Annotated in this window: 20 protein-coding genes; 3 read left to right on the top strand and 17 right to left on the bottom strand. The window is 64.7% G+C overall.

Annotated features, from left to right (window positions below; all coding sequences use genetic code 11):
* The 15 genes from fliR to RQH62_RS00395 all read right to left on the bottom strand — a co-directional run bounded on the left by fliR (window position 1) and on the right by RQH62_RS00395 (window position 13,446).
* Window positions 1–783 (bottom strand): flagellar biosynthetic protein FliR, encoded by a 783-nt coding sequence (gene fliR, locus RQH62_RS00465; protein ID WP_311266782.1) that lies wholly within the window; start codon window positions 781–783, stop codon window positions 1–3.
* Window positions 780–1,052 carry a flagellar biosynthesis protein FliQ gene (fliQ, locus tag RQH62_RS00460; protein ID WP_056691450.1) on the bottom strand — a complete coding sequence of 91 codons (273 nt, stop codon included), beginning with the start codon at window positions 1,050–1,052 and terminating at the stop codon, window positions 780–782. Before fliQ ends, fliR begins: the two co-directional genes overlap by 4 nt.
* Window positions 1,053–1,157: 105 nt before the next feature.
* Window positions 1,158–1,988, bottom strand: a complete 831-nt coding sequence (fliP, locus tag RQH62_RS00455) for a flagellar type III secretion system pore protein FliP (protein WP_311266781.1) — start codon at window positions 1,986–1,988, stop codon at window positions 1,158–1,160.
* On the bottom strand, window positions 1,972–2,235 hold the full coding sequence (locus RQH62_RS00450; protein ID WP_056691455.1) for a flagellar biosynthetic protein FliO: 264 nt from the start codon (window positions 2,233–2,235) through the stop codon (window positions 1,972–1,974). The genes fliP and RQH62_RS00450 overlap by 17 nt, the downstream gene beginning before the upstream one ends.
* A gap of 87 nt (window positions 2,236–2,322) precedes the next feature.
* Window positions 2,323–2,658, bottom strand: a complete 336-nt coding sequence (fliN, locus tag RQH62_RS00445; protein ID WP_056691458.1) for a flagellar motor switch protein FliN — start codon at window positions 2,656–2,658, stop codon at window positions 2,323–2,325.
* Window positions 2,655–3,539 carry a FliM/FliN family flagellar motor switch protein gene (locus tag RQH62_RS00440; protein ID WP_311266780.1) on the bottom strand — a complete coding sequence of 295 codons (885 nt, stop codon included), beginning with the start codon at window positions 3,537–3,539 and terminating at the stop codon, window positions 2,655–2,657. The genes fliN and RQH62_RS00440 overlap by 4 nt, the downstream gene beginning before the upstream one ends.
* Before the next feature lie 149 nt (window positions 3,540–3,688).
* Window positions 3,689–4,363 carry a flagellar basal body-associated FliL family protein gene (fliL, locus tag RQH62_RS00435; protein WP_311266779.1) on the bottom strand — a complete coding sequence of 225 codons (675 nt, stop codon included), beginning with the start codon at window positions 4,361–4,363 and terminating at the stop codon, window positions 3,689–3,691.
* Window positions 4,364–4,391: 28 nt separating this feature from the next.
* Window positions 4,392–6,629, bottom strand: coding sequence for a flagellar hook-length control protein FliK (locus RQH62_RS00430; RefSeq protein ID WP_311266778.1), 2,238 nt, complete (start codon window positions 6,627–6,629; stop codon window positions 4,392–4,394).
* A gap of 2 nt (window positions 6,630–6,631) precedes the next feature.
* Window positions 6,632–7,057 (bottom strand): hypothetical protein, encoded by a 426-nt coding sequence (locus tag RQH62_RS00425; RefSeq protein WP_311266777.1) that lies wholly within the window; start codon window positions 7,055–7,057, stop codon window positions 6,632–6,634.
* Window positions 7,054–8,382 (bottom strand): FliI/YscN family ATPase, encoded by a 1,329-nt coding sequence (locus RQH62_RS00420; RefSeq protein ID WP_311266776.1) that lies wholly within the window; start codon window positions 8,380–8,382, stop codon window positions 7,054–7,056. Before RQH62_RS00420 ends, RQH62_RS00425 begins: the two co-directional genes overlap by 4 nt.
* The gene (locus RQH62_RS00415) at window positions 8,379–9,017 is read right to left on the bottom strand and encodes a FliH/SctL family protein (protein ID WP_311266775.1); all 639 of its coding nucleotides are present in this window, start codon (window positions 9,015–9,017) and stop codon (window positions 8,379–8,381) included. Before RQH62_RS00415 ends, RQH62_RS00420 begins: the two co-directional genes overlap by 4 nt.
* Complete coding sequence (fliG, locus tag RQH62_RS00410; protein ID WP_311266774.1) at window positions 9,010–10,026, bottom strand: flagellar motor switch protein FliG; 1,017 nt, start codon at window positions 10,024–10,026, stop codon at window positions 9,010–9,012. The genes RQH62_RS00415 and fliG overlap by 8 nt, the downstream gene beginning before the upstream one ends.
* Window positions 10,019–11,791 (bottom strand): flagellar basal-body MS-ring/collar protein FliF, encoded by a 1,773-nt coding sequence (gene fliF, locus RQH62_RS00405; protein ID WP_311266773.1) that lies wholly within the window; start codon window positions 11,789–11,791, stop codon window positions 10,019–10,021. The genes fliG and fliF overlap by 8 nt, the downstream gene beginning before the upstream one ends.
* A gap of 3 nt (window positions 11,792–11,794) precedes the next feature.
* Window positions 11,795–12,151 carry a flagellar hook-basal body complex protein FliE gene (fliE, locus tag RQH62_RS00400; protein WP_311267489.1) on the bottom strand — a complete coding sequence of 119 codons (357 nt, stop codon included), beginning with the start codon at window positions 12,149–12,151 and terminating at the stop codon, window positions 11,795–11,797.
* Between the two features lie 20 nt (window positions 12,152–12,171).
* Entirely contained in the window at window positions 12,172–13,446 is a 1,275-nt protein-coding gene (locus RQH62_RS00395) for a sigma-54 dependent transcriptional regulator (RefSeq protein WP_311266772.1), read from the bottom strand.
* A gap of 356 nt (window positions 13,447–13,802) precedes the next feature.
* Between RQH62_RS00395 and RQH62_RS00390 the strand changes: the two genes are divergently transcribed.
* The 3 genes from RQH62_RS00390 (at window position 13,803) to mdoH (ending at window position 18,262) form a co-directional block, all read left to right on the top strand.
* Window positions 13,803–14,612, top strand: a complete 810-nt coding sequence (locus tag RQH62_RS00390) for a flagellin (protein WP_311266771.1) — start codon at window positions 13,803–13,805, stop codon at window positions 14,610–14,612.
* Window positions 14,613–14,822: 210 nt separating this feature from the next.
* Window positions 14,823–16,310, top strand: a complete 1,488-nt coding sequence (locus RQH62_RS00385) for a glucan biosynthesis protein (protein ID WP_311267488.1) — start codon at window positions 14,823–14,825, stop codon at window positions 16,308–16,310.
* Window positions 16,311–16,372: 62 nt separating this feature from the next.
* Window positions 16,373–18,262, top strand: coding sequence for a glucans biosynthesis glucosyltransferase MdoH (mdoH, locus tag RQH62_RS00380; RefSeq protein WP_311266770.1), 1,890 nt, complete (start codon window positions 16,373–16,375; stop codon window positions 18,260–18,262).
* 70 nt (window positions 18,263–18,332) lie between these two features.
* Here mdoH and RQH62_RS00375 read toward each other — a convergent pair whose 3' ends face one another.
* Window positions 18,333–19,064 carry a FliA/WhiG family RNA polymerase sigma factor gene (locus RQH62_RS00375; RefSeq protein WP_311266769.1) on the bottom strand — a complete coding sequence of 244 codons (732 nt, stop codon included), beginning with the start codon at window positions 19,062–19,064 and terminating at the stop codon, window positions 18,333–18,335.
* 14 nt (window positions 19,065–19,078) lie between these two features.
* Window positions 19,079–21,196 carry a flagellar biosynthesis protein FlhA gene (gene flhA / locus RQH62_RS00370; protein ID WP_311266768.1) on the bottom strand — a complete coding sequence of 706 codons (2,118 nt, stop codon included), beginning with the start codon at window positions 21,194–21,196 and terminating at the stop codon, window positions 19,079–19,081.
* Window positions 21,197–21,199 lie beyond the last annotated feature (3 nt).

Genomic DNA, 21,199 nt, shown 5'->3' with positions numbered 1-21,199 from the left:
TTACCGTCCTTCCGCGATCGACTGGGCTTCTTCGAGGCCAGCCTTGAGCGATGCGGTGATGCCTTCGGCCATGATCGGCGCGGCGATGGCGAGGAGGACGATGCCCGCCATCATCGCCACCGGCATGCCGACGGCGAACAGGTTGAGCGAGGGGGCGGCACGGGCCAGCATGCCCATGATGATCTGCACCAGCACCAATGCGAAGCCGACCGGCAGCGCCACAGTGACGCCCGCGCCGAGCAGCGAGCCGCCGAAGGTGACAAGGCGCCAGACCGTGTCGTTGGACAGGATCGCGCCGCCCGGCGGGATTGCCTCATAGCTTTGCACGACGAAGCTGGCGAGCAGCAGATGGCCGTCCATGCCGAGCAACAGGAAGGTGGCGAGGACCGACAGGAAGGTGCCCAGCACCTGCGTCGACTGACCCGACGACGGATCGACCATCGCCGCGAAGTTGAGGCCCATGGCGTTGCCAATGGTTTCCCCCGCGACAAAGGCGGCTGCATAGCCGATCTGGACCGCGAAGCCGAGGGCCAACCCTGCCAGCACTTCGCCAGCGACCATCATCACGCCTTCGAAACTGGCGACGCCGTCGTGCGGCAGGGTGATGGTGACGCTGTTGAGCGCAGCGAGGCCGAGCGCCAGGCTGAGGATCAGGCGCAGTTGCAGCGGCACGGCCGGCGCACCGAACACCGGCGCGGCAATGAAGGCCGCGCCCGGCCGGATCATCGCGATCAGCCAGATCCAGAGCTGCGTTTCGACGGCGGTGAAGCCGGGTGCGATCATTGGAGCAGGTCCGGGATACGTTCGAAGATTTCGCGAGTGAAATCGGCGATCAGCACCATGATCGACCCGCCGAACAGCGCCAGCATGCCGCCCACGACGATGATCTTGGGAATGAAGCTCAATGTCTGTTCATTGATCGAGGTCGCGGCCTGGACCATGCCGATGATGACGCCCGCGATCAGTGCCGGGATCAGCACGGGCGCGGCGGCAAGCGCCGTGATCCACAGCGCCTGCTGGGCCAATCCCATGAAGAAATCGGCGTTTTCCATCGGATTAGATTGCCCATTCCGTTCGGTTCGAGCCTGTCGAGAACAAGGCCCGGTGAGCGGTTCTCGACCGGCTCGAACTGAACGGGTGTTGGGAAGGTGGCGGACTCATGTCGCGAACGACCCCGCGAGGGAACCCATGGTCAGCGCCCAGCCGTCGACCAGCACGAACAGCAACAGCTTGAACGGCATGGAGATGATCGTGGGAGACAACATCATCATGCCCAGCGCCATCAGCGTGGACGCAACGACAAGGTCGATGATGAGGAAAGGCAAGAAGATCATGAAGCCGATCTGGAACGCGGTCTTCAACTCGCTAGTGACGAAGGCCGGCAGCAGGATGGTGAAGGGGATATCGTCCGGCGTGTTGAAGGCTGGGGCCTTGGCGAGATTCTGGAACAGCTTGAGGTCGCTTTCGCGGGTCTGCTTGGCCATGAAGCCGTGCAGCACCTTGCCCGAGCGGCCGACCGCCTCCTCGATACTGATCTGGCCCTTGCCATAGGGATCGAAGGCCTGCGCATTGATCGCGTCGATCGCCGGGCGCATCACGAACAGAGAAAGGAACAGGGTAAGGCCGACCAGCACCTGATTGGGCGGCGTCTGTTGCAGCCCCAGCGCCTGACGCAGCAATGACAGGACGATGATGATGCGGGTGAAGCTGGTCATCATGAGCACAAGCGACGGCAGCACCGTCAGCAGGCTCATCAGGACAAGGATCTGGAGGCTGAGCGAGAGCGAGCGGCCGTCGCCCGAAATCTGGCCCATGGCGCGGCTTAGCGCGCCACCATTGTCCGCTGGCGGTGCAGCAGTGGGTGCCGCCTGCGCGAAGGCGGGGACCGTAAATAGCAGGACAGCCAAAAGCACGATCGCGATGGCTGCGACAATCAGGCGATAGCGCCCTGCCCTCGCAGGAATGACGAGGTCAGCGCAGGCGGACATGATCGCCTTCCGCGATCTTCTCGATCCGGCTGCGAGTAACGGACAGCAGGATTTTCTTGCCCTCGAACTCGACCACGGCGAGCTTGCCGAAGGCGCCCATCGGCAGCGCTTCAAGCAGCTTCAGCGACCGGTCGCCCTGCCCTGCGATCATGCCGGGTTGATATTTGCGCCACAGCCACAGCGCGCCAAAGGCCATGCCGCCCACCAGCGGCAGCAGGATCAGCAGTTTGACGAAATACCAGAACATGAAATGGCCTGCCCGCAGTCATGGTTAACCACGCCTGCGATCCGCAGTTTCGCGGCGGAAGGCAAGCTTAAAATCAGTCGATTACCGTCAGCCGCGTCGTTCGATGCCGGCCAGGCGATTTTCGGTCGCGGCGATATCCACGATGCGGATGCCATAGCGGCCATTCACCGTGACGACTTCACCCTTGGCGATCAGCGCGCCATTGACCATGATGTCGAGCAGATCGTCAGCCTGACGATCCAGCTCCACGATGCTGCCTTCGGCCAGATCCATCACTTCGGCGAGGCGCAGCGACGTGGAGCCGACCTCCACCGACATGCGGACCGGGATGTCGGCCAGCAGCTTGAACTGGCGATTGTTGGTCATGCGGCTCAGCGGATCTTCGCCACGCTCCATGCGGGGGGCTTCGCTCATGTCGCTCATTGATCGGGTTCCTGTGCAAGCTTTTCAATCTGGAAGGCGGCGCGGCCTTCCTGTTCGCCGATCGTGCCATGCGCGACGATGCGGTTTCCGACGATCAGCGGCAGCGATCGGCCGATGGTCACGGGGATGACGTCGCCGACCTTGAGCTGCATCAGCTCGGCCAGCGAGAGGTTGGGGCGCGCCAGCACGGTGCGGGCGGGCAAGCGAATGTCGCGCATCCGCCGGGCGATCCGGGTCTGCCAGACGGGGTCGCGATGTTCCTCATCGGCCGGCAGGTTGCTGCCCATCAGCGCCTCGACGCCGCGCAGGGCAGAAAGCGGGAAGAGGAGATCGATCGGCCATTCCTGCTCGCGGGTGATGGAGATCATGAAGCGTTGCAGCACCATCTGGTCGCCCGGCTGCGCAGCGGCAGCATAGCCGACCGCGCTTTCACGCAGAATCAGCCCCTGTTCCAGCGGCAGGATATCGGCCCAGGTTTCGACCAGGCGCGTGACGATCGTGTCGGACAGGCGGGCGATCAGCCGGTCTTCGGTCGGGGTGAACTCGCCGCGCGCGGGCAGCGGGCGATTGCCGATGCCGCCATAGAAGCAATCCACCATCGTGGAAATCATCGCCGCGTCCATGCGCAGCAGCATCTGCCCCTTCAAAGGCAGCAGGCGATAGATGGACAGGCTGCAAAAGGCGGGAATTTCGGCCGACCAGGCACCGAAGTCGAGCACGCGCGTATCCTGCGCCTCAACCATCGGGCGTACGCCGGCGATCGGCTCGATCAAGGCGCGCATGCGCCGGCCGAGCTTCTCGCTCAGCCGGTCCAGCCCCGACAGCATGATCGGCGCCTGAGAATCCCCGCGCCCGAAAGCGTAGGTTTGTACGTCGTCCATCTTGGTCCCCTGCACCATGACGGATCAGGGGTCATCCCGATCCTTTGGCGCAAGGCCCATTAATAACGAAAATGGTAAAATTGGGGTTAACAGGACCAAACCCCGCCCCGCGCGAACCACGGAGCGCAGGACGTTCGGAAGGCCGTTATTTACTGGATCACGAAATTCGTGAAATAGACATTATCGACGCCGCCGTAGCCCGTCTTCTGCTTCAATATGTCGTTGATAATGCCCTTGATCTTGCCCTGGAGCATCTGCTTGCCCTTGGGCGTGTCGAGCACTTCCTGCGGCTGTTCGGCCAGCATCATCAGCACAGAACTGCGGATCGGCATTTCATGCTGCTTGATCGCAGCAATGACGCGATAGTCATAATAGGTCGATACGGCGACGGTGATCTGAGCGAAGGCATCCGTGTCCGACATGTTGGACGTGAAGGGCGCCTGAAGCTGGAAATAGGTGGCCTGATAGGCAGCCGGATTCGCAGGAGACGGCAGGTCGATTCCCTTGCCGGGCGCGTGACCGGCCGAGACAGCATGGCTTTCGCCACCGCCGCCGCCTTCATGGCCGCCGCCTTCACCGCCACCACCGCCGCCCTCGCCGGCCCAGCCATGGGCGGTCGCGACGGCCTGCGCATCTTCACCAGCCAGCACCAGGACCGGCTTGTTGGGATCTTCCTTCGGCCCTTCGGCCTTCGGGCTGAAGAAGCCTGCGGCATAAAGGCCGCCTGCTGCGCCAGCGCCACCCACGACGACACCCACGACCAGCAGCAGGATCATCTTCATGCCCCCGCCTTTTTTCTTCTTGGCCTTTGGTTCGTCGCTCATCTGATCTGTCCCCTGGGATTAGAGCCGGTCACGCATAGCGCGCGCGCGCGGCCCCGCCTGCGGTGTCGCCGGCGTCCATATGGTTAAGAACGGCTCCGTCATTCCCCGCTTTATGTCCGAAGGCGATATTTTCACGTTGCTGGCCGCGGCCCTGCATGTGCGACTGGGCCGACGACTGGCCCATATTCTGACCGGCTGCCTGACCCGGATTCTGGCTGCTGCTACCGGACTGTTGTTGCGCTGTGCTCTGGCTGGCTGTGCTGTCAGCACGCGCGGTTTCGGCAGGCTGGGGCGCGCGCTCGATCTTCACATCGCTGATGCGCACGGCAGACAGGCTGGCATCCAGCTTCAGCCGGTCGCTGTCCTGCCGCAATGCCTGTTCGGCCGCTTCGGTCGCTACGGTCAGGCTGATGGCAGCACCATCGTCGCCCTGACGGATATCGACCTGAATGGATCCAAGCTCGGTCGCATTGATCTGGAACCGACCCTGCGCTCCGTTTGCCGAAAGGCCGGCGATGTCTCGCGCCAGCCCGTCTATCCACTGGCCTGACACGCCCATGTCGACCACCTGCGCGCCAAGGCTGGCGGACAGGTCGACGGTCGGCATGGCGGGTGCGGCGGGCGCAAGCGGCTGCGCGGTTGGCTGGACCAGCGGCGTCAGCGGCGTGGTGCTGTCATTCACGGCCGTGGGCAGGATTAACGGCACGGCATCGGGGGTAGCATCGCTTATGGGCGCCGCCGTTTCGGTCCGGCGCGGCGCGCGCAGGCTCATATGGTCGCGGACCAGTTGAAGCAGGGACACGGCTTCTGCGCGCGGCTTGGCAGGAGCGGTCGGGGACGCGGCTTGTGCCAGATCAGGGGCTGCCGGGTCCAGGACTTCCACTGGTTCCGATGCGGCGGGCGCGACGGGTACGTCTGCGGTGGTCGTGACAGTCTCCGGTAGCGGAGCAGTCGCGACCGCGACGGAGGGTACCGCAGCAGCAGCCGTGGCGGGTGCTGGGGTTGCAGCCGTGGCGGGTGCTGGGGTTGCAGCCGGCATGGAAATCGCCGTCCCGGCCTGAGCGGTGTCGGGCAGGGCCTTACCAATGGCGGGCTGTTTCACGAGCATGTCAGTGGATACCGAAGCCGGTTCAACCGACAGCGGCACCATGGCGCTCGCCTCCGGTGCTGCCACACCGGGTGACAGTGGTTCAGCCTCGGCAGGCGACGATATTGCGCCTGACGCGACCAGCGATCGCGTCGGCATGGCGGGAGCCGGCGATGCGGGCGTCTCCGGCGTAGAACGGGTTGCGACATTGACGCTGTCGACCGGCGTGTCGGCGGCAGGCTGCGCCTTGGGGGTCGGGGCAGCAGCCGGGCGCGATGCGGCGGACGGGCCAGCGACTTCCACCCGCGTGGCAGCACCATCGGCGGTTGCGGTCGGCAGAGTTGCGGGCGCGGCGACCGGCGTTGGTGGCGCCATGACGGTGATGGTCGGCTGCACCAGCGGCTGATTATCGTCCCGCACAGCGAACTCAGCGTCATCGCTGGAGGGTTTGGCGGCTTCCGGCGCGTCGTCCGGCGTTGCTGCTGGCAGCGATTGGGTGACGGTGTCCAGCGGCGCAGCTTCGTGCAGCCGGACAGGATGGACCTTGACCGGCGCCAGCGCTGATTGCTGCTCGACGGCAGCGGGGGCGGTCGGTACATCTGGGACCGACATGGGCGCAGTCGGCAACGGGGTAGCCATCTCCCCTTCCGGCTGATCCGGCAGGGGAATGGCTGCCTCCACCCCTGTGTCAGCAGCAACAGCAGCAGGCGCCCGGTCAGCCGGAATGTCGTTGGCCGGGGTGGGATCGCGCGGCGCGACGACATCCTTTGCAGTAACAGGGGCGGCCGCTGCCTCAGTCGGTGCCGAAGCGGATATGGCGACGGCCGGGGTTGTTTCGGAATCGGGATGTGCGACAGCGAGTTGGACAGCTAATTGCGGTTTTTCAACATCCGATGCCGGGCCTGCGGAAACGGTCGCAGAGGGCGTCCCGACGAAGGTCTGACGCCATGAATTTTCTCTAACATTATGATATTCAACAATATCATCTGAAACGTCTGCACCATTCCCAGTGGCGGGCGCAGGCTCTGTCGGCTGAGCGACGGGAGTGGGTGTCGTGCCCATGCTGTTCAACAGTTGCGCGAAGCCGGCGCTGCCTTCAGTCGGCATGGCATCCCCCTTCACGCCCGTCCGTGCGGGCGTGGGGAACAGCAAAGCCTTGAGGCTGGTCAGCATAGTCATCGTCAAACGTCCCCGGTCCGCTGCATGCGGCGATAGCGCGGCAACGCCGCAAGCTTATTCTCTCGCCACTCCTCCAGGTTCGCGCGGGCGCGGTCCTTGAGGCGAGTGGCGATTTCCTTCTCGCGGTTCGCTGCAAGAGTCATGCCTTCTTTCGCCTCGACATTGCGCTTTGCGTCATAAAGGGCGCCGTCAAGCTGGCGGCCGGCCTGTTCGAGACGGGTCGCCAGTTCCTGCATCGCGGCGAAAGAGGCGCCGCTGGCCATCCCTTCTGTTTCGAACAATTCGCTGCGCACCTTGTTGAGGCGTTCGATATTATGGGCGAGCGCATTGGCCTCGTCGCGCGCGCGGGCGGTTTCGGCCACGGCCATGGCATGCTGTACATGGCGGACGCGCAGCACGCGCTGGCGACGGCCGACCAGCCCCTTCACGCGCCGAACCCGGCGATGAGGGCGTTGGCGCTGGTATCGAGGTCGATGCGGCTTTTCTGATCCTGACGAATGAAGTCGAGAATTTCCTGACGGCGGCGGACGGCTTCGTCGATGACGGGATCGTTGCCGGGACGATAGGCGCCCATCAGGATGAGATCGCGATTTTCCTCATAGGCGGCCCAGAGGCGGCGATAGACGGCGGCGGCCATGCGATGCTCGTCCGGCACGACGTCGGCCATGACGCGAGAGAGCGACTTGCCGATGTCGATGGCGGGGAAGATCGCCTGTTCGGACAACTGACGCGACAGGACGAAATGGCCGTCCACGATGGCGCGGGCGGCGTCGACGATCGGATCGTCGGTATCGTCGCCATCGGCCAGCACGGTGTAGAGCGCGGTGATCGAGCCGCCAGTGCGCGCGTCGACACCGGCGCGCTCCACCAGACGGGGGATGAGGGCGAGCGCCGAGGGCGGATAGCCCTTCATCGCCGGCGGTTCGCCCAGGGCCAGACCGATTTCGCGCTGGGCATGGGCGCAGCGCGTGAGGCTGTCGATCAGCAGCAGCACCTTCTTGCCGCGGGCGCGGAAATATTCGGCGATGGCGGTGGCGCGGGCGGCAGCGCGCAGGCGCAGCACCGGCGGATGATCGGCGGGCACGGCCACGACGACGCTCTTGCCCATCGTGTGCTTGAGCTTGGTTTCGAGAAAGTCGCTGACTTCGCGGCCACGTTCGCCGATCAGGCCGACGACGACGACATCAGCTTCGGCACCGGCGATCATCTGGCCCATCAGCACCGATTTGCCGACACCCGAGCCGGCGATGATGGCGATACGCTGACCGCGCCCGGCGGTGAGCAGCGCGTTGACGGCGCGGACGCCCAGGTCGAAGGCTTCGGTGACGCGGCCGCGATCGAGGACATTGCCCTTCACGCCATTCAATGGCCATGTGCCGCCCGCGATGATCGGCCCCTTGCGATCGAGCGGCTGGCCCATGGCGTCAATGACGCGGCCGATCAGGCCATCGCCCACCTGCACCATGTTCGCCTGACTGTCCGGTTCGACGCGGATGCCGTTTTCCAGCGGCGCGTCGGCATCGAGCGGCACCAGCAGGGCGCGGTCGCCGCGAAAGCCGACGACTTCGGCGCGGCAAACCGAGCCGTCGCTGGCCAGCACGCGCGCGCCCGATCCGATCGGACGACGGAAACCGGTGACTTCCAGCATGCCGGCATCATGGCTGACCAGACGGCCGACATGGCGCGGCGCGCGGTTCTGGACCTGCAAATGGTCGAACAGGGTTTCGGCCTGGGCGATCTGGGCACGAATCACGCCTTGCCCTCCATATCGTCCATCAGTGCGCGCAGGCGCGACAGGCGAACGTCCGGGCCATCCTCGACCCAGCCTTCGCTGGTTTCGAGGCGTACGCACCCACGGTGCATGCTCCTGTCACCCACCAGCTTGACGCCGATCGCTTCGCCTTCCAGCAGGCTGATGTCGTCGGGATGAAGGTGAAGCGCGTTCTTGCCCTCTTCATTCTCGATGAAGGCGGCGACCGTGTCGCAACGCTGGACAAGGCGTTCGATGTCGATTTCGACTTCGCCCACAATCTGTTCGACGAGGCGAACGACGGTGGCCGAAAGCATGGTGGAGAGCATGCCGCTGGGCGCAGGCGCGAGCATCTCCAGCGCTTCGGTCAGGCGGGCGCGGGCGTCCGCCTCTTCGCCATGGGCTTCGGCGGTGACGCGGCAACCTTCGTCGAAACCCTGGGTAAAAGCCTCCATCCGGGCTTCTTCCAGCAGGTCGATTTCCGGTTCGGGTTCGATCACGCCATTGCGCATCGTCGCCGCGATCGGGGTTTCGGGCGAAGCGTAGAGTGTGCGAAAGCCGCCGCTGACCGGACGGAAGCCTGCAACCGCAACCGGTGCGACGTCCGAAATAGCCTCTGCCCCCCAAATTTTAGACAAAGTCGTTCCCCTTGCCACCCAGCATGATGGTGCCGGCGTCGGCCATGCGGCGCGCGGTGGCGATGATCAGCTTCTGCGCATCGATCACTTCGGCAAGGCGGATCGGACCGCGTTCCTCGATCTCGTCGGCGATCGCCTGCGCGGCACGGGCCGACATGCAGCTGAAGATCTTCGCCTTGAGCATGTCGTTCGCGCCCTTGAGCGCCACGACCAGCACCTGGCTGTCGACGGTGCGCATCAGCGTGCCCAGATTCTTGTCGTCCATGTCGATGAGGTTGTCGAAGACGAACATCTCCTCCTCGATCGTCTGGGCGATCATCTTGTCGCGCTTGGACAGCGCCTTCATGATCCGCTGTTCATTGTCCTTGCGGACATTGTTCATCATCGCGGCCGCTTCGACCGTGCCGCCGCGCTGCGACGCCGCGCCCTGCTTGTTCACCGGGCCGCGCAGCAGCAACTGCTCCAGATCCTCCAGCGCCTCGTTCGACACCGGGCCGAGCGTGGCGATGCGGTAGACGATCTCTTCCTGATATTCGACCGGCAGCAGTTGCAGCACGTCGGCGGCGACGGGCGCCTCCAGATGAGCCAGCACGATCGCCATGATCTGCGGATGCTCCGCCTCGATCAGGGTACCGATTTCCTTGGCATCCATCCATTTCAGCATTTCCAGCTGGGTGGAGCGGGTCGGCGGGGTGATGCGCGCCAAGATGGTTTCCGCGCGTTCCTCGCCCAAAGCCTTGGTCATCGCGCCACGGATATGGCGGGTGGCGCCATAACCGATGGTGGTGCGCTTCTTGGCCTTGGTGACGAAATGATCGAGCGCCTCGTTCACTTCCTCCGGGTCGACATCCTGCACGTCATACATGGCATAGCCAAGCTGACGCACTTCGTCGGGTTCCAGACGGGACAGGATCTGGGCGGCTTCGTCTTCATCGAACAGCATCAGCAGGACGGCGGCGGCAGCGCTGCCTTTCAGCGCCTCGGGACGGCCGGGGACGATCTCAGGCATTTTCCTTTTCCTTCTTGGCGTCCTTCAGCAGATCGCGGACCACCAGAGCGGCGCGATCGGGGTCCTGCTTCACGAAATTGCGGATGAGGTCGGCGCGCTGGGCATAGTCGTAGGTCGAGGAGATCATGTCGAGCGTGACCTTCGGTTCACCGTTTTCGGTCGTAAGGACGGCGGCCTGCTTGGTGATTTCGCTCGAAATCTCGCGGCCGATCCGCTGGCCTTCCTCGGGCGTCGGGGCGGCGAGAGCCTCCTGCGGCGCGGCGCGGCGCTTGAGCAGCGGGCGGCCGATGCCGAAGATGACCAGCAGCGCGACCAGCAGGGCCGAGACATTGCGCACCAGCGGCGAAACCCAGTCGGCTTCGTACCAGGGAGCAGCGGCTTCTTCCGTCTTCAGGAAGCTGCGCGAGGACAGGGCCACCACGTCGCCACGGGTCTGGTCGAAGCCGACCGCGCCCTTCACCAGTGCTTCAAGCGCGGCGATTTCCTGCGGCGTGCGGGCCTTGCCATCGGGTGCATTGTCGAGCGCGACGGCGACCGACAGACGCTTGACGGTGCCGATGGCATCGCGGGTGACCGACACTTCACGGCCCAGCTCGAAGCTGCGGTTGAAGGTTTCCTCGGTCTTCATCAGCGGATTGGGCGGCGTGCCGGGCTGGCCGGGCTGCGCGCCATTCGCGGTCTGGCCCTGCGCCACGGCCTGACCATTGGGATTGGTCTGGGTGACGGTGGGGTTGACCGGCGCCTGATTGCTGAGCGCGCCGGGGATGCCGGAGGCTTCGCCCGTGCCCTGACCGCGCGGGTCGGAGGCCCAGGTGCCCTGTTCGGTGCGCAGGCGCGCTTCATCCTGCGGATAGGTTTCGCGGGTGCCCTGACGCTCGGCGAAGTTCAGTTCGGCATGGACCTCGGTCGAGAAATTGCCCTGACCCAGGATCGGGGTCAGCAGCGCGATCACCGACTGGCGATAGCGATCCTCGATCTTGCCCTGCACCGCCAACTGGCGATCGTCGGCGGCGTTGCTGTCATTGTCGCTGAGCAGACGGCCATTCTGGTCGACCACCGAGATATCGTCCGGGTTGAGTTCCGGGATCGACGAGGCGACGAGATGGACGATGGCGCTGACCTGCTGGTCGGTGAGCGTGCGGCCGTTGGCGAGACGCAGCATGACCGATGCCGAGGGCTTGGACCGTTCGCGCAGGAAGACGCTGGGCGGTTCGACGGCGAGATGCACCTTGGCGGTTTCGACGCTGTCGATCGCCTCGATCGTGCGGGCCAGATCCATTTCGCGGGCCGAGCGCAGCTTTTCGCCTTCGACGGCGCGCGAAGCGCCCATCGGCAAGCTGTCGATCATCGTGTTGCCGTCCGGCGCGCTCTTGGGCAGGCCCTGGGCGGCGAGCATCATCTTCGCCTTGAAATAGTCGCCTTCGCCGACGGTCATGCCGCCGCTATTGTCGAAGCCATATTTGATGCCATTCTGGTCCAGCACCTGCGCGACGGCGGATTTATCCGTGTCGGGCAGGGCGCGGAACAGGTCGCGCTGGGGCGGTTCGCGCAGCGCAAGCCATGCCGCACCGGCCACCGCGACGGTGCCGAGCAGGCCGAGCAGCGGCAGGCTCTTCGCCACGGCGGGTTGTTTGATGAAGCCGGTGAAGCGGGCCTTGAGGGCATCCATGCCCTTGGCGCCGTTACTGCCGGTGAAGGAAGCCGAGGAAGCCGGGAGAGCGGGGGCCGCGCCGCCGACAGTGGTGCTGAGTGCGTTCTCGCTCATGGTTTAAACCGGCATGCTCATAATGTCCTTATAGGCGGACAGGAGTTTGTTGCGGACCTGAAGGGTCGCTTCGAAGCTGACCGACGCCTGCTGCTTGGCCAGCATGACGGCGGCGATGTCGGTGGTTTCGCCACGCTCGAACGAAGCCGCAGCCTCGCCCGCCTGATTTTGCAGGCCGTTGACCTGTTGCAGAGCGCTGTTGAGCGCCTCGGTAAAGCCGCCGGGCGCGGTGCCCTGCGTGCCACCGACGCCGGGCGCGCCGACCGTACCGGTCGAGGCGACGTCGCGCAGGGCCGCATTTTTTTGCAGGATGGCGTTGCGGATCGCCATCACGCTGTCGGTCGGGGAAACGCCGTTGATAGCCATGGTTCAACCCTCCCTTATGCTGCGGCCAGCTCACGCATTTCGGCAAGCCGATAGCGAAGCGTGCGTTCGGAAATGCCCAGCTTGCGGGCGGCGGCAGCGCGATGGCCATCGGTTTCGCGCAGGGCGATGCGGATGGCTTCGAGTTTGCTGTGATGGGCAACGTCGCGCAGGCGGATCGGTTCGGCTGTTGCGAGGACCGGCACGGCGGCGGCCGGCGCGACGACGCGCAGCGGCTGCGGCGCACCGGTCAGGTGCAGGTCGTCCGCCTCGATCATCGCGCCATCGCGCAGAACCAGCGCACGCTGAAGCACATTGCCCAGTTCGCGGGCGTTGCCGCGCCAGTTGTGGGCGCTCAGCTTGTCCATGGCATCGGCGGTCGGCCAGACGAAGCCGGCCTTGCCCATGTCCTGCTGACGCAGGAGCATGGCAGCGGCGATCGCGGCGACGTCACCGGGACGCTCTGCCAGCGGACGCAGTTCCAGCGGCATGACGTTGAGGCGCCAGTAGAGATCTTCGCGGAAGCGGCCGGCGGCGACTTCGGCGGCGAGGTCGCGGTTGCAGGCCGCGATGATGCGGACATTGACCGGCACCGGATGGGTGGCACCGACCGGCAGCACTTCGCCTTCCTGCAACGCGCGCAGCAGCTTGGACTGAAGCGTCAGCGGCAGTTCGGCGATTTCGTCGAGGAAGAGCGTACCGCCATCCGCGGCCAGAAACAGGCCCTCCGACGCGTTGGACGCGCCGGTGAAGCTGCCCTTCTTATGACCGAACAGCATCGCTTCCATCATGGTTTCGGGCAGCGCGGCGCAGTTGACGGCGATGAAGTCGTGGGCGATCCGACCGGACTGGGCATGGAGGAAGCGCGCCATGCCTTCCTTGCCGGTGCCGGTGTCGCCCTGAATGAGGACGGTCGCGTCGCTGCGGGCGACACGGCCGGCCAGCGTCATCAGACGCGCGCTGCCGCTGTCGCCGACCGCCGGAACCGATGCCGGGCGAACGAGTTCAGCGATCAGGGCAAAGGCGAAGCCCATGTCGCAGATGCCGAACGCGACGCGGGCCGGAAGGCCGTTGGCGGCGGCAACCAGCGACGGCGCGCCATCGACGACGTTGATAAGGATATCGCGATGCGTGGCATGACCGATTTCGGTGGCCAGCAATATGCGCCGGTCGTCCCGTTCACGGGGGCTGGCGGCGTCGACGATACGAACGGTGTAGTAGGCATTCTCAAGCCAGTGCTGCAAGCCCGGAAGAAGCGCGCAGACCCCACGGCTCACGTCAAGCATAGACATGAACAGACCCCATGTTTTGGGCGGTTTGTGCCCCCGCACGCCCCAGCCCCCTTCGATGGTTAATAAATACCCGTTCTGTGGTTATCAGATAGTTAACGCGGCAAGGCCGCTTGCCGCAGACCGGCAGGTTTTTTCCGGCAAAAGCGGCAATAATTCCGACCTAAGTCTAATCCGCGCGTGTCGCGCGCACGACGCGCCCGCGTAAGGGCCATTTTTCAGGCATATGATTCGCCCCGATCCGAAAAAAATCGACTCCGGTGCTAAAAGCTTCCCGCACCCCGCCGTTATCCCCTTTCGAGGCCGCAAGCGCTCTAACTGATGGCAGCGACCTGATTGATGAATGGAAAGGGAACACCATGACTGTTATCGCAACCAACACCGCTGCTCTGCGCTCGGCCAACGCTTCTTCGTCGGCCAGCAAGGCTCTGGGCACTGCAATGGAACGCCTGTCGACCGGCAAGCGCATCAACAGCGCCAAGGACGACGCCGCCGGCCTCGCCATTTCGTCGGCCATGACCGCCCAGATCCGCGGCATGACCCAAGGCGTCCGCAACGCCAATGACGGCATCAGCCTGGCGCAGACGGCGGAAGGCGCGCTGAACGAAGTCAGCAACATGCTGCAGCGTATGCGTGAACTGACCGTCCAGGCGCTGAACGGCACCAACGACACCGACGCCAAGACGAACATCCAGGCGGAAGTCGCCCAGCTCCAGACCCAGATCACCGACACGCTGGCCAACACCGAATTCAACGGCACCAAGCTGTTCGACGGTTCGACCGCCACCGTAACGATCCAGGCCGGTGCCAACGCTGCGGACACCGTCGACATCACGCTCGACAACGTGACGACCTCCATGACTGCGGCGCTGGCCATCGACGCCACCACCGCCACCACGGCTGACCTCGACACGTTCGACACCGCCCTGGCTTCGGTTGCGACGACCCGCGCCAACCTCGGTGCAGTGCAGAACCGCCTCGAATCGACGGTCAGCAACCTGACCAACAACATCACCAACCTGACGGACGCCCGCAGCCGCATCGAAGACGCCGACTTCTCGGCCGAAACGACCGCTCTCGCCAAGCAGCAGATCCTGAGCCAGGCCTCGACCGCGATGCTGGCCCAGGCCAACCAGAGCCAGCAGGGCGTGCTGAAGCTGATCGGCTAAACCCGACACCAGATTGGTCGGCTGAGGTATTGGTCACCGCCAGCCGACCATGGTGGTCCCGGCACATCAACAGTCCCCACCGTGCCGGGATCACACCTTCGATCGAACGGCCAGAATTTAGAAGCCTCCGTCCCCCCGGGCGGAGGCTTCTTCATTACGACATGGATACAAGTGTTGGCTCGGTCGTTTTCCGGGTCCATGATGAACGCCATGACACAGATCGACCGGCGCGCGATGATCGCCGCCTCCGCCGCCGTCCTGCTGCTCCCCGACACGCTGCTGGCGCAGACGAAGGGCGCCGCTTTCTCCTGGGACAAGCTGATCGCGTCGGCGCAACGCCTGTCGCGCGCGCCCTATAAGGAAGTACCGCGCCATCCCGGTGCGGCGAAGGTCGACTATATAGCGCAGCATGAAGCGCGGTTCCGCGACGAGCGCACCTTATGGAACGACCTGCCGGGCGATACCGGCATCCGCTTCTTTCCCCTGTCGCAATATTCGACCCAGCCGGTGCAGATATCGACCGTCGAGAAAGGGCGCGCCACGCCGCTGCGCTACGATCCGACGATGTTCGACATGCCGGCCGACAATGCCGTGGCGAAGCTGGGGCCGGATGCGGGCTTTGCCGGTTTCCGCATTATGAATGCCAAGCGGGACGGCGACTGGCTGTCCTTTCTGGGCGCCAGTTATTTCCGCGCGCCCAGCCCGCAGAAACAGTTCGGCATGTCGGCGCGCGGTATCGCGATCAACACCAGCCTGCCGGGCAAGGAGGAATTTCCCGCCTTCACCCATTTCTGGCTGGAGCGGACCGGCAACAACAGCGTCACCATCTATGCGCTGCTGGATGGGGCGTCGATCACCGGCGCCTATCGCTTCGTCAGCAGTCTGGGGCCGGATGGCGTGAAGCAGGATGTGACCGCCGCGCTCTTCCCTCGCCGCCCGATTCAGGAACTGGGCCTGATGCCGATGACCAGCATGTTCTGGTACAATCAGGCGAACCGGACGCAGGGCACGGACTGGCGCCCGGCCGTGCATGACAATGACATGCTGTCGATCGCCGATGCCGACGGGACCGCCCATGTTCGGCCGATCGTCAATCCGTCCGCGCCGCATTTCAGTGCCTTTACCGAGGTCAGCCCCAAGGGGTTCGGCCTGTTGCAGCGCGACCGCGATTTCAGCCATTATCAGGATGACGGTGTCTTCTATGATCGCCGCCCTTCGCTCTGGGCCACGCCCAACAGCCCATGGGGCAAGGGGCAGGTGCGGCTCTATGCTTTCCCCACCGACAGCGAATATACCGACAATGTCTGCGCCTACTGGACGCCGGAGGGCGCAGCGCAGCCGGGCAAGCGGATCGACGCCAGCTATCATCTGGACTGGTCGGCCGCCCGCGCACCGGCGTCCGCAGGGTTGGCTATCGTCCAGAATGTCTGGCGCGGCCATAGCGAGCAGAAGGGCGCGGAAAAGCTGGTGATCGACTTTGTCGGCGTGGCCGCCGATCCCAAACCCGACATCTGGGTCGATGTGAGCGGCGGCACCATCGCCAAGCAGGCGGGCTATCCGGTGCTGGGGCAGGACAGGCTGTTCCGCACAGTGCTTGATGTCGTGCGTCCACAGGGTAAAGCAGCGGACATCCGACTGCAATTGCGGTCGGGTGATCGCGCCCTCAGCGAATATGTCCATTATCCGCTGGGCGCGTGAAGGGAACCGTCGGCCTATTGAGCGGTTCCCCTAACTTGGGTCAATCGCGATAGGGCTTGCAGATGACGGGGAACGGGGGCGTGCAGGCGCCGCAGGACGATGCGGAGAGCAAGCCATTGGCGCGCGCCTTTGAACAAGTACCGGCGGAAAGTCCACTGGCAATGCCGGAGCAGGATTTCGGCACGAAGCCGGACCTGACCGTGCGCCGCCCGCTCAATATCGACATATGGGCGCGGCGCTTGCTGGTCGTATTGCTGGCCCTTCTACCTGCCGCCATGGCCGGCCATGAGATGCGCCAGTCGATCGGTCTGGATGGCATCGACCTGATGGAGGGCATCTATCTTGCCTTGTTCATCCCCCTTTTCGCCTGGATCGCCTTCGGTTTTGCCACTGCGATGATCGGTTTCCTGTTGCTGACCGTCGGCAAGGGCCGCAGCGTCACCCCCCGCCCGCTCAATGCAGCCACGCCGTTGAAGGGCAAGACCGCGATTCTGCTGCCGGTATGCAATGAGGATTTCCTGGGTGTGCTGGGCCGACTGTCGATCATGGAACGGTCGCTGGCGCAGGTGATGGGCGGCGAGCGGTTCGAATTCTTCATCCTGTCCGATTCCAATGTCGAAAGCGGCGAGACGGAACGGCGCGCCTATCTGGAAATGCGCGACTCCTTCTCGCGGCCTGTCCATTATCGCCGCCGGGCGCTCAACATCGGGCGCAAGCCCGGCAATATCGCCGAATGGGTGCAGCGCTTCGGCGGTGGCTATGACTATATGGTGGTGCTGGACGCGGACAGCGTGGTCAGCGGTCAGACCATGGCGCGCCTCGCCGCCGATATGGAACGGCATCCGCATGTCGGCCTGATCCAGACCGTGCCCACGGTGATGGGGGCGGCGACACTCTTCGCCCGTTGGCAGCAATTTGCCAGCCGCCTGTTCGGTCCGACCTCCGCCGCCGGCATGATCTGGTGGGCCGGGTCAGAGGGCATGTTCTGGGGCCATAACGCCATCGTGCGCGTGAGCGCCTTTGCCGAAAGTTGCGGCCTGCCGGAATTGCCGGGCCGCGCGCCGTTTGGCGGGCATATCCTCAGCCACGATATGCTGGAGGCCGCTTTGCTACGCCGGCGCGGCTGGGACGTGCATATGGTCACGGCCGACGACAGTTTCGAGGAATTTCCCCCGTCCATGCCGGACCTGTTCACTCGCGACCGGCGCTGGTGCCAGGGCAATATCCAGCATGTGCCGCTGCTGGTGAAGATCAAGGGCCTGCACCCAGTCAGCCGGTTCCAGTTGCTGGTCGGCGCATCGGCCTATTGCACGTCGCCGCTCTGGCTGTTGCTGATGCTGGTGGTGCTGGGCGGCGCGATCAGCGGGCTTTGGCCGCCGACGGCGGTGCTGCCGTCGGGCGGATTGCTGGCACTGACCGTGGTGCTGCTGTTTGGCCCTAAGATATTGGCGATCCTGTGGGCGATGGCCGACCCGGCCCGGCGCATCGGCTTTGGCGGCGCGGCGCGGATGACGCGCGGAGTGATCGCCGATATCCTGCTGTCGATCCTGATGGCGCCGGTGGCGATGCTGACCCAGACGATCAACCTGTTCGGCATCTTGATGGGCAAGAAGGCGAACTGGAACGGGCAGACCCGCGATCGTGACGGCATGGCGATCACCAGCGCGATCTGGCTGTTCAAATGGCATCTGCTGCTGGGCGTCGCCTTTACCGTGATGGCAGTGAAGGCCGGTAGTGTCGCCTGGATGTCGCCGGTGCTGGCGGGCCTGTTCGCCGCGCCGATCCTGGCGGCGGTGACAGCGCGCAAGGATCTGGGCCGCCGGGCCGAGGAAAGTGGCCTGTTTCAAGTCGCCGATCCGTGGTGGCGGACGCAAAGCTATCGGCCGTTGCGCTTCCGCTGGCCGACCGGCGACAAGAAGGATGTGGGACCGCTGGCGGCAAACGACGAATAGGATATCATGAAGAAGGGCGGGTGCAGCCAGACTGCCCCGCCCTTCTTCATGAATCATAGCGTCGGATCGACTAGTCGTCCCAGTCGCGCAGCTTTTCGCGCAGCTTGTCGAGCGCAGCCTTCTTGATCTGGCAGACGCGCGCGGCGCCGATGTCGAGCGTCTGGCCGATTTCCTCCAGGTTCATTTCCTCGACGAAATAGAGTTGCAGCACCAGCGCTTCGCGCTGGGGCAGTTCGCCGATGCAGCCGGCCAGCGCCTTCTTCAGCGATTCCCGCTCCATGATGTCGTCGGCACGGTCCTCGACGTCGGCGAACCACATGGACTGGTCGGAATAGACTTCGTCCATGCTGGTATGCTGGACCATTTCGACGCTGTCGGCGACTTCGCGATAGGCGGCTGGCTCCAGCCCCATGTCGGCGGACATTTCCGCTTCGGTCGGCAGGCGGCCAAGCTTTTGCTCCAGCCGGTTGCGCACCTTGGCAAGTTCTTTCCGCTTCGTCATTGCCGACCGGCAAATTGTTGCCTGCCGCCGCAAATGGTCGATCATCGCGCCGCGCACGCGCAGCTGGGCATAGGCAGCGAAGCCAAGGCCGCGATCCTCAAAACTGTTGGCGGCCTCGACCAGCGCGACCATGCCGATCTGGAGCAAATCCTCCACCTCGATCGCGGTCGAGACGCGGCCATGGACATGCCAGGCGATCTTGCGCACCAGCGGCATATATTGGCGGGCGAGGCGTTCCGGACTGTTTTCACCGGGTTTACCATAAGTATGGGCGCCGGCCGTTATCTTGTTCATATACATGGCTCAGCCTCCTTTCAGGCGACCCGTTCGCGTTGCGGCAAGGGATCGTGACGCGGTGCGGGGCGCTCATTACCCACCACGGCCACCACTTCGACACCCTTGCCGTCAGGAATTTCGAGGAAGGACAGCACCGGCGTTTCAGGCAGATGCGGCTTGAACAGGCGGGCGAGCGCGCGGCGCGCCACCGGCGAGGTGACGATGGCGAAGGCGCGCGCCTGACCCATCAGCGGACGGGCGGCGTGGATCACCGCTTCGACGATGCGATTGGCGAGCGCGGGTTCGATCGGATGCTTGGCATCGCCTGCAACACGCATGGCCTGGGCCAGCAGCCCTTCCAGATCGCCGTCGAGCGTGATGACCGGCAGCGGCATCTTCACGGGCACGAGGCCCTGGATAATAAGGGCGCCGATCCGCTGACGCACGGCTTCGACCAGCTGCTCGTGGCTCATGTCCGGGCGTGCGGCATCGACCATGGCTTCGCAGATGCGGCGGAAATCCTTGAGCGCGATGCCTTCGGACAGGAGCGCACGGCAGAGCGCACTGATCTGCGTCAGGCTGAGCGTGCCGGGGGTCAGGCCGTCGACCAGTTGCGGCGCGGCGTCCTTGAGGTTGTCGAGCAGCTTGCGTGCTTCGTCCAGACCGAACATTTCCGACGCATTCATCGCGATCAGCTGGTTGAGGTGCGTCGCCACGACCGTCGGCGGATCGACCACCGTATAGCCGGCGACTACGGCCTCGCTGCGCTTGCCCTGCGGAATCCAGACGGCGTCGAGGCCGAAGGTCGGATCTTTCGCAACGCGGCCGGCGACGGTGCCTTCCAATGCGCCGCTGTCGAGCGCGAGCAGGTCTTCGGGCCAGATTTCGTCTTCGCCGACCACGACGCCAGCGATGGTGATGCGATACTGGTTCGGTTCCAGCGCCAGGTTGTCCTTCACGCGGACCATCGGCACGACGAAGCCCAGTTCCTTCGACAGCTGGCGACGGATGCCGGTGATGCGAGCCATGAGCGGCGCGCCCTTGCGTTCGTCCACCAGGCTGATGAGGCCATAGCCGATTTCGAGGCCGAGGATCGCGCCGTCCGAGACATCGTCCCATTCGATGATGGCGGGATTGGGCGGCGGCGCCACGGGCGCGGGTTCGGCGGCCTTTTTCTGGCTGTTCTTGCGCAACTGCCAGGCGATGCCGCCGGCAATGGCCGCAGCGGTCAGGATGATGATGTGCGGCATGCCCGGCAGGATGCCGAGGAAGCCCAGGATCGCGGCGACCGGTACCCAGGCCTTGCCCGAGCCGAACTGGTTGGCGACCTGACTGGACAGATCCTGCTCGCTCTTGACGCGGGTGACGATGGACGCCGCCGCGATCGAGAGCAGCAGCGCCGGAATCTGCGCGACCAGCGCGTCGCCGATGGCGAGGATGATGTAGGTCTGCGCCGCTTCGCCGATCGCCAGCTTGTGACTGACCACGCCCAGGATGATGCCGCCGACGATGTTGATGACGAGGATCAGGATGCCCGCGACCGCGTCGCCCTTCACGAACTTGCTGGCACCGTCCATCGAACCGTAGAAGTCGGCCTCCGTCGCGACTTCGGCGCGGCGGAGCTTGGCTTCTTCGGGCGTCATCAGGCCGGCGTTCAAATCAGCGTCGATCGCCATCTGCTTGCCCGGCAAGGCGTCCAGGGTGAAGCGGGCCGACACTTCGGACACGCGGCCCGCACCTTTGGTGATGACGACCAGATTGATGATCATCAGGATGGCGAAGACGAAGATGCCCACGACATAGTCGCCGCCGATCAGGAAGTGGCCGAACGCCTCGATCACCTGCCCCGCCGCGTCCGATCCTTCATGGCCCGACACCAGCACGACGCGGGTGGACGCGACGTTGAGCGCCAGGCGCAGCAGCGTGGCGAACAGCAGCACGGTCGGGAAGCTGGAGAAATCGAGCGGCTTGGCGGCGTTCAGCGCCACCATCAGCACGGCCAGCGAGATCATGATGTTGGTGATGAAGCCAATGTCCAGCATGACCGCCGGGACCGGCACCATCATGAACAGCACGACCATCAGCGTCGCAAAGGGGAGCACGGCTCCCTTCACGGCGCTCATCCAGATCTTCGCTTTGACTTGGGCAGGAGACATTGC

This window comes from Sphingobium sp. WCS2017Hpa-17 (assembly GCF_031843765.1).
Taxonomy (GTDB): domain Bacteria; phylum Pseudomonadota; class Alphaproteobacteria; order Sphingomonadales; family Sphingomonadaceae; genus Sphingobium.
Note: the sequence above shows the minus strand (reverse complement) of the source record. Positions and strands in the feature narration are given on the sequence as shown.

Coding starts and splice junctions, on each gene's coding strand:
- fliR (WP_311266782.1), bottom strand. CDS start 783: ATGATCGCACCCGGCTTCACCGCCGTCGAAACGCAGCTCTGGATCTGG.
- fliQ (WP_056691450.1), bottom strand. CDS start 1,052: ATGGAAAACGCCGATTTCTTCATGGGATTGGCCCAGCAGGCGCTGTGG.
- fliP (WP_311266781.1), bottom strand. CDS start 1,988: ATGTCCGCCTGCGCTGACCTCGTCATTCCTGCGAGGGCAGGGCGCTAT.
- RQH62_RS00450 (WP_056691455.1), bottom strand. CDS start 2,235: ATGTTCTGGTATTTCGTCAAACTGCTGATCCTGCTGCCGCTGGTGGGC.
- fliN (WP_056691458.1), bottom strand. CDS start 2,658: ATGAGCGACATGAGCGAAGCCCCCCGCATGGAGCGTGGCGAAGATCCG.
- RQH62_RS00440 (WP_311266780.1), bottom strand. CDS start 3,539: ATGGACGACGTACAAACCTACGCTTTCGGGCGCGGGGATTCTCAGGCG.
- fliL (WP_311266779.1), bottom strand. CDS start 4,363: ATGAGCGACGAACCAAAGGCCAAGAAGAAAAAAGGCGGGGGCATGAAG.
- RQH62_RS00430 (WP_311266778.1), bottom strand. CDS start 6,629: ATGACTATGCTGACCAGCCTCAAGGCTTTGCTGTTCCCCACGCCCGCA.
- fliG (WP_311266774.1), bottom strand. CDS start 10,026: ATGCCTGAGATCGTCCCCGGCCGTCCCGAGGCGCTGAAAGGCAGCGCT.
- fliF (WP_311266773.1), bottom strand. CDS start 11,791: ATGAGCGAGAACGCACTCAGCACCACTGTCGGCGGCGCGGCCCCCGCT.
- RQH62_RS00395 (WP_311266772.1), bottom strand. CDS start 13,446: ATGTCTATGCTTGACGTGAGCCGTGGGGTCTGCGCGCTTCTTCCGGGC.
- RQH62_RS00390 (WP_311266771.1), top strand. CDS start 13,803: ATGACTGTTATCGCAACCAACACCGCTGCTCTGCGCTCGGCCAACGCT.
- RQH62_RS00385 (WP_311267488.1), top strand. CDS start 14,823: ATGACACAGATCGACCGGCGCGCGATGATCGCCGCCTCCGCCGCCGTC.
- mdoH (WP_311266770.1), top strand. CDS start 16,373: ATGACGGGGAACGGGGGCGTGCAGGCGCCGCAGGACGATGCGGAGAGC.
- RQH62_RS00375 (WP_311266769.1), bottom strand. CDS start 19,064: ATGTATATGAACAAGATAACGGCCGGCGCCCATACTTATGGTAAACCC.
- flhA (WP_311266768.1), bottom strand. CDS start 21,196: ATGTCTCCTGCCCAAGTCAAAGCGAAGATCTGGATGAGCGCCGTGAAG.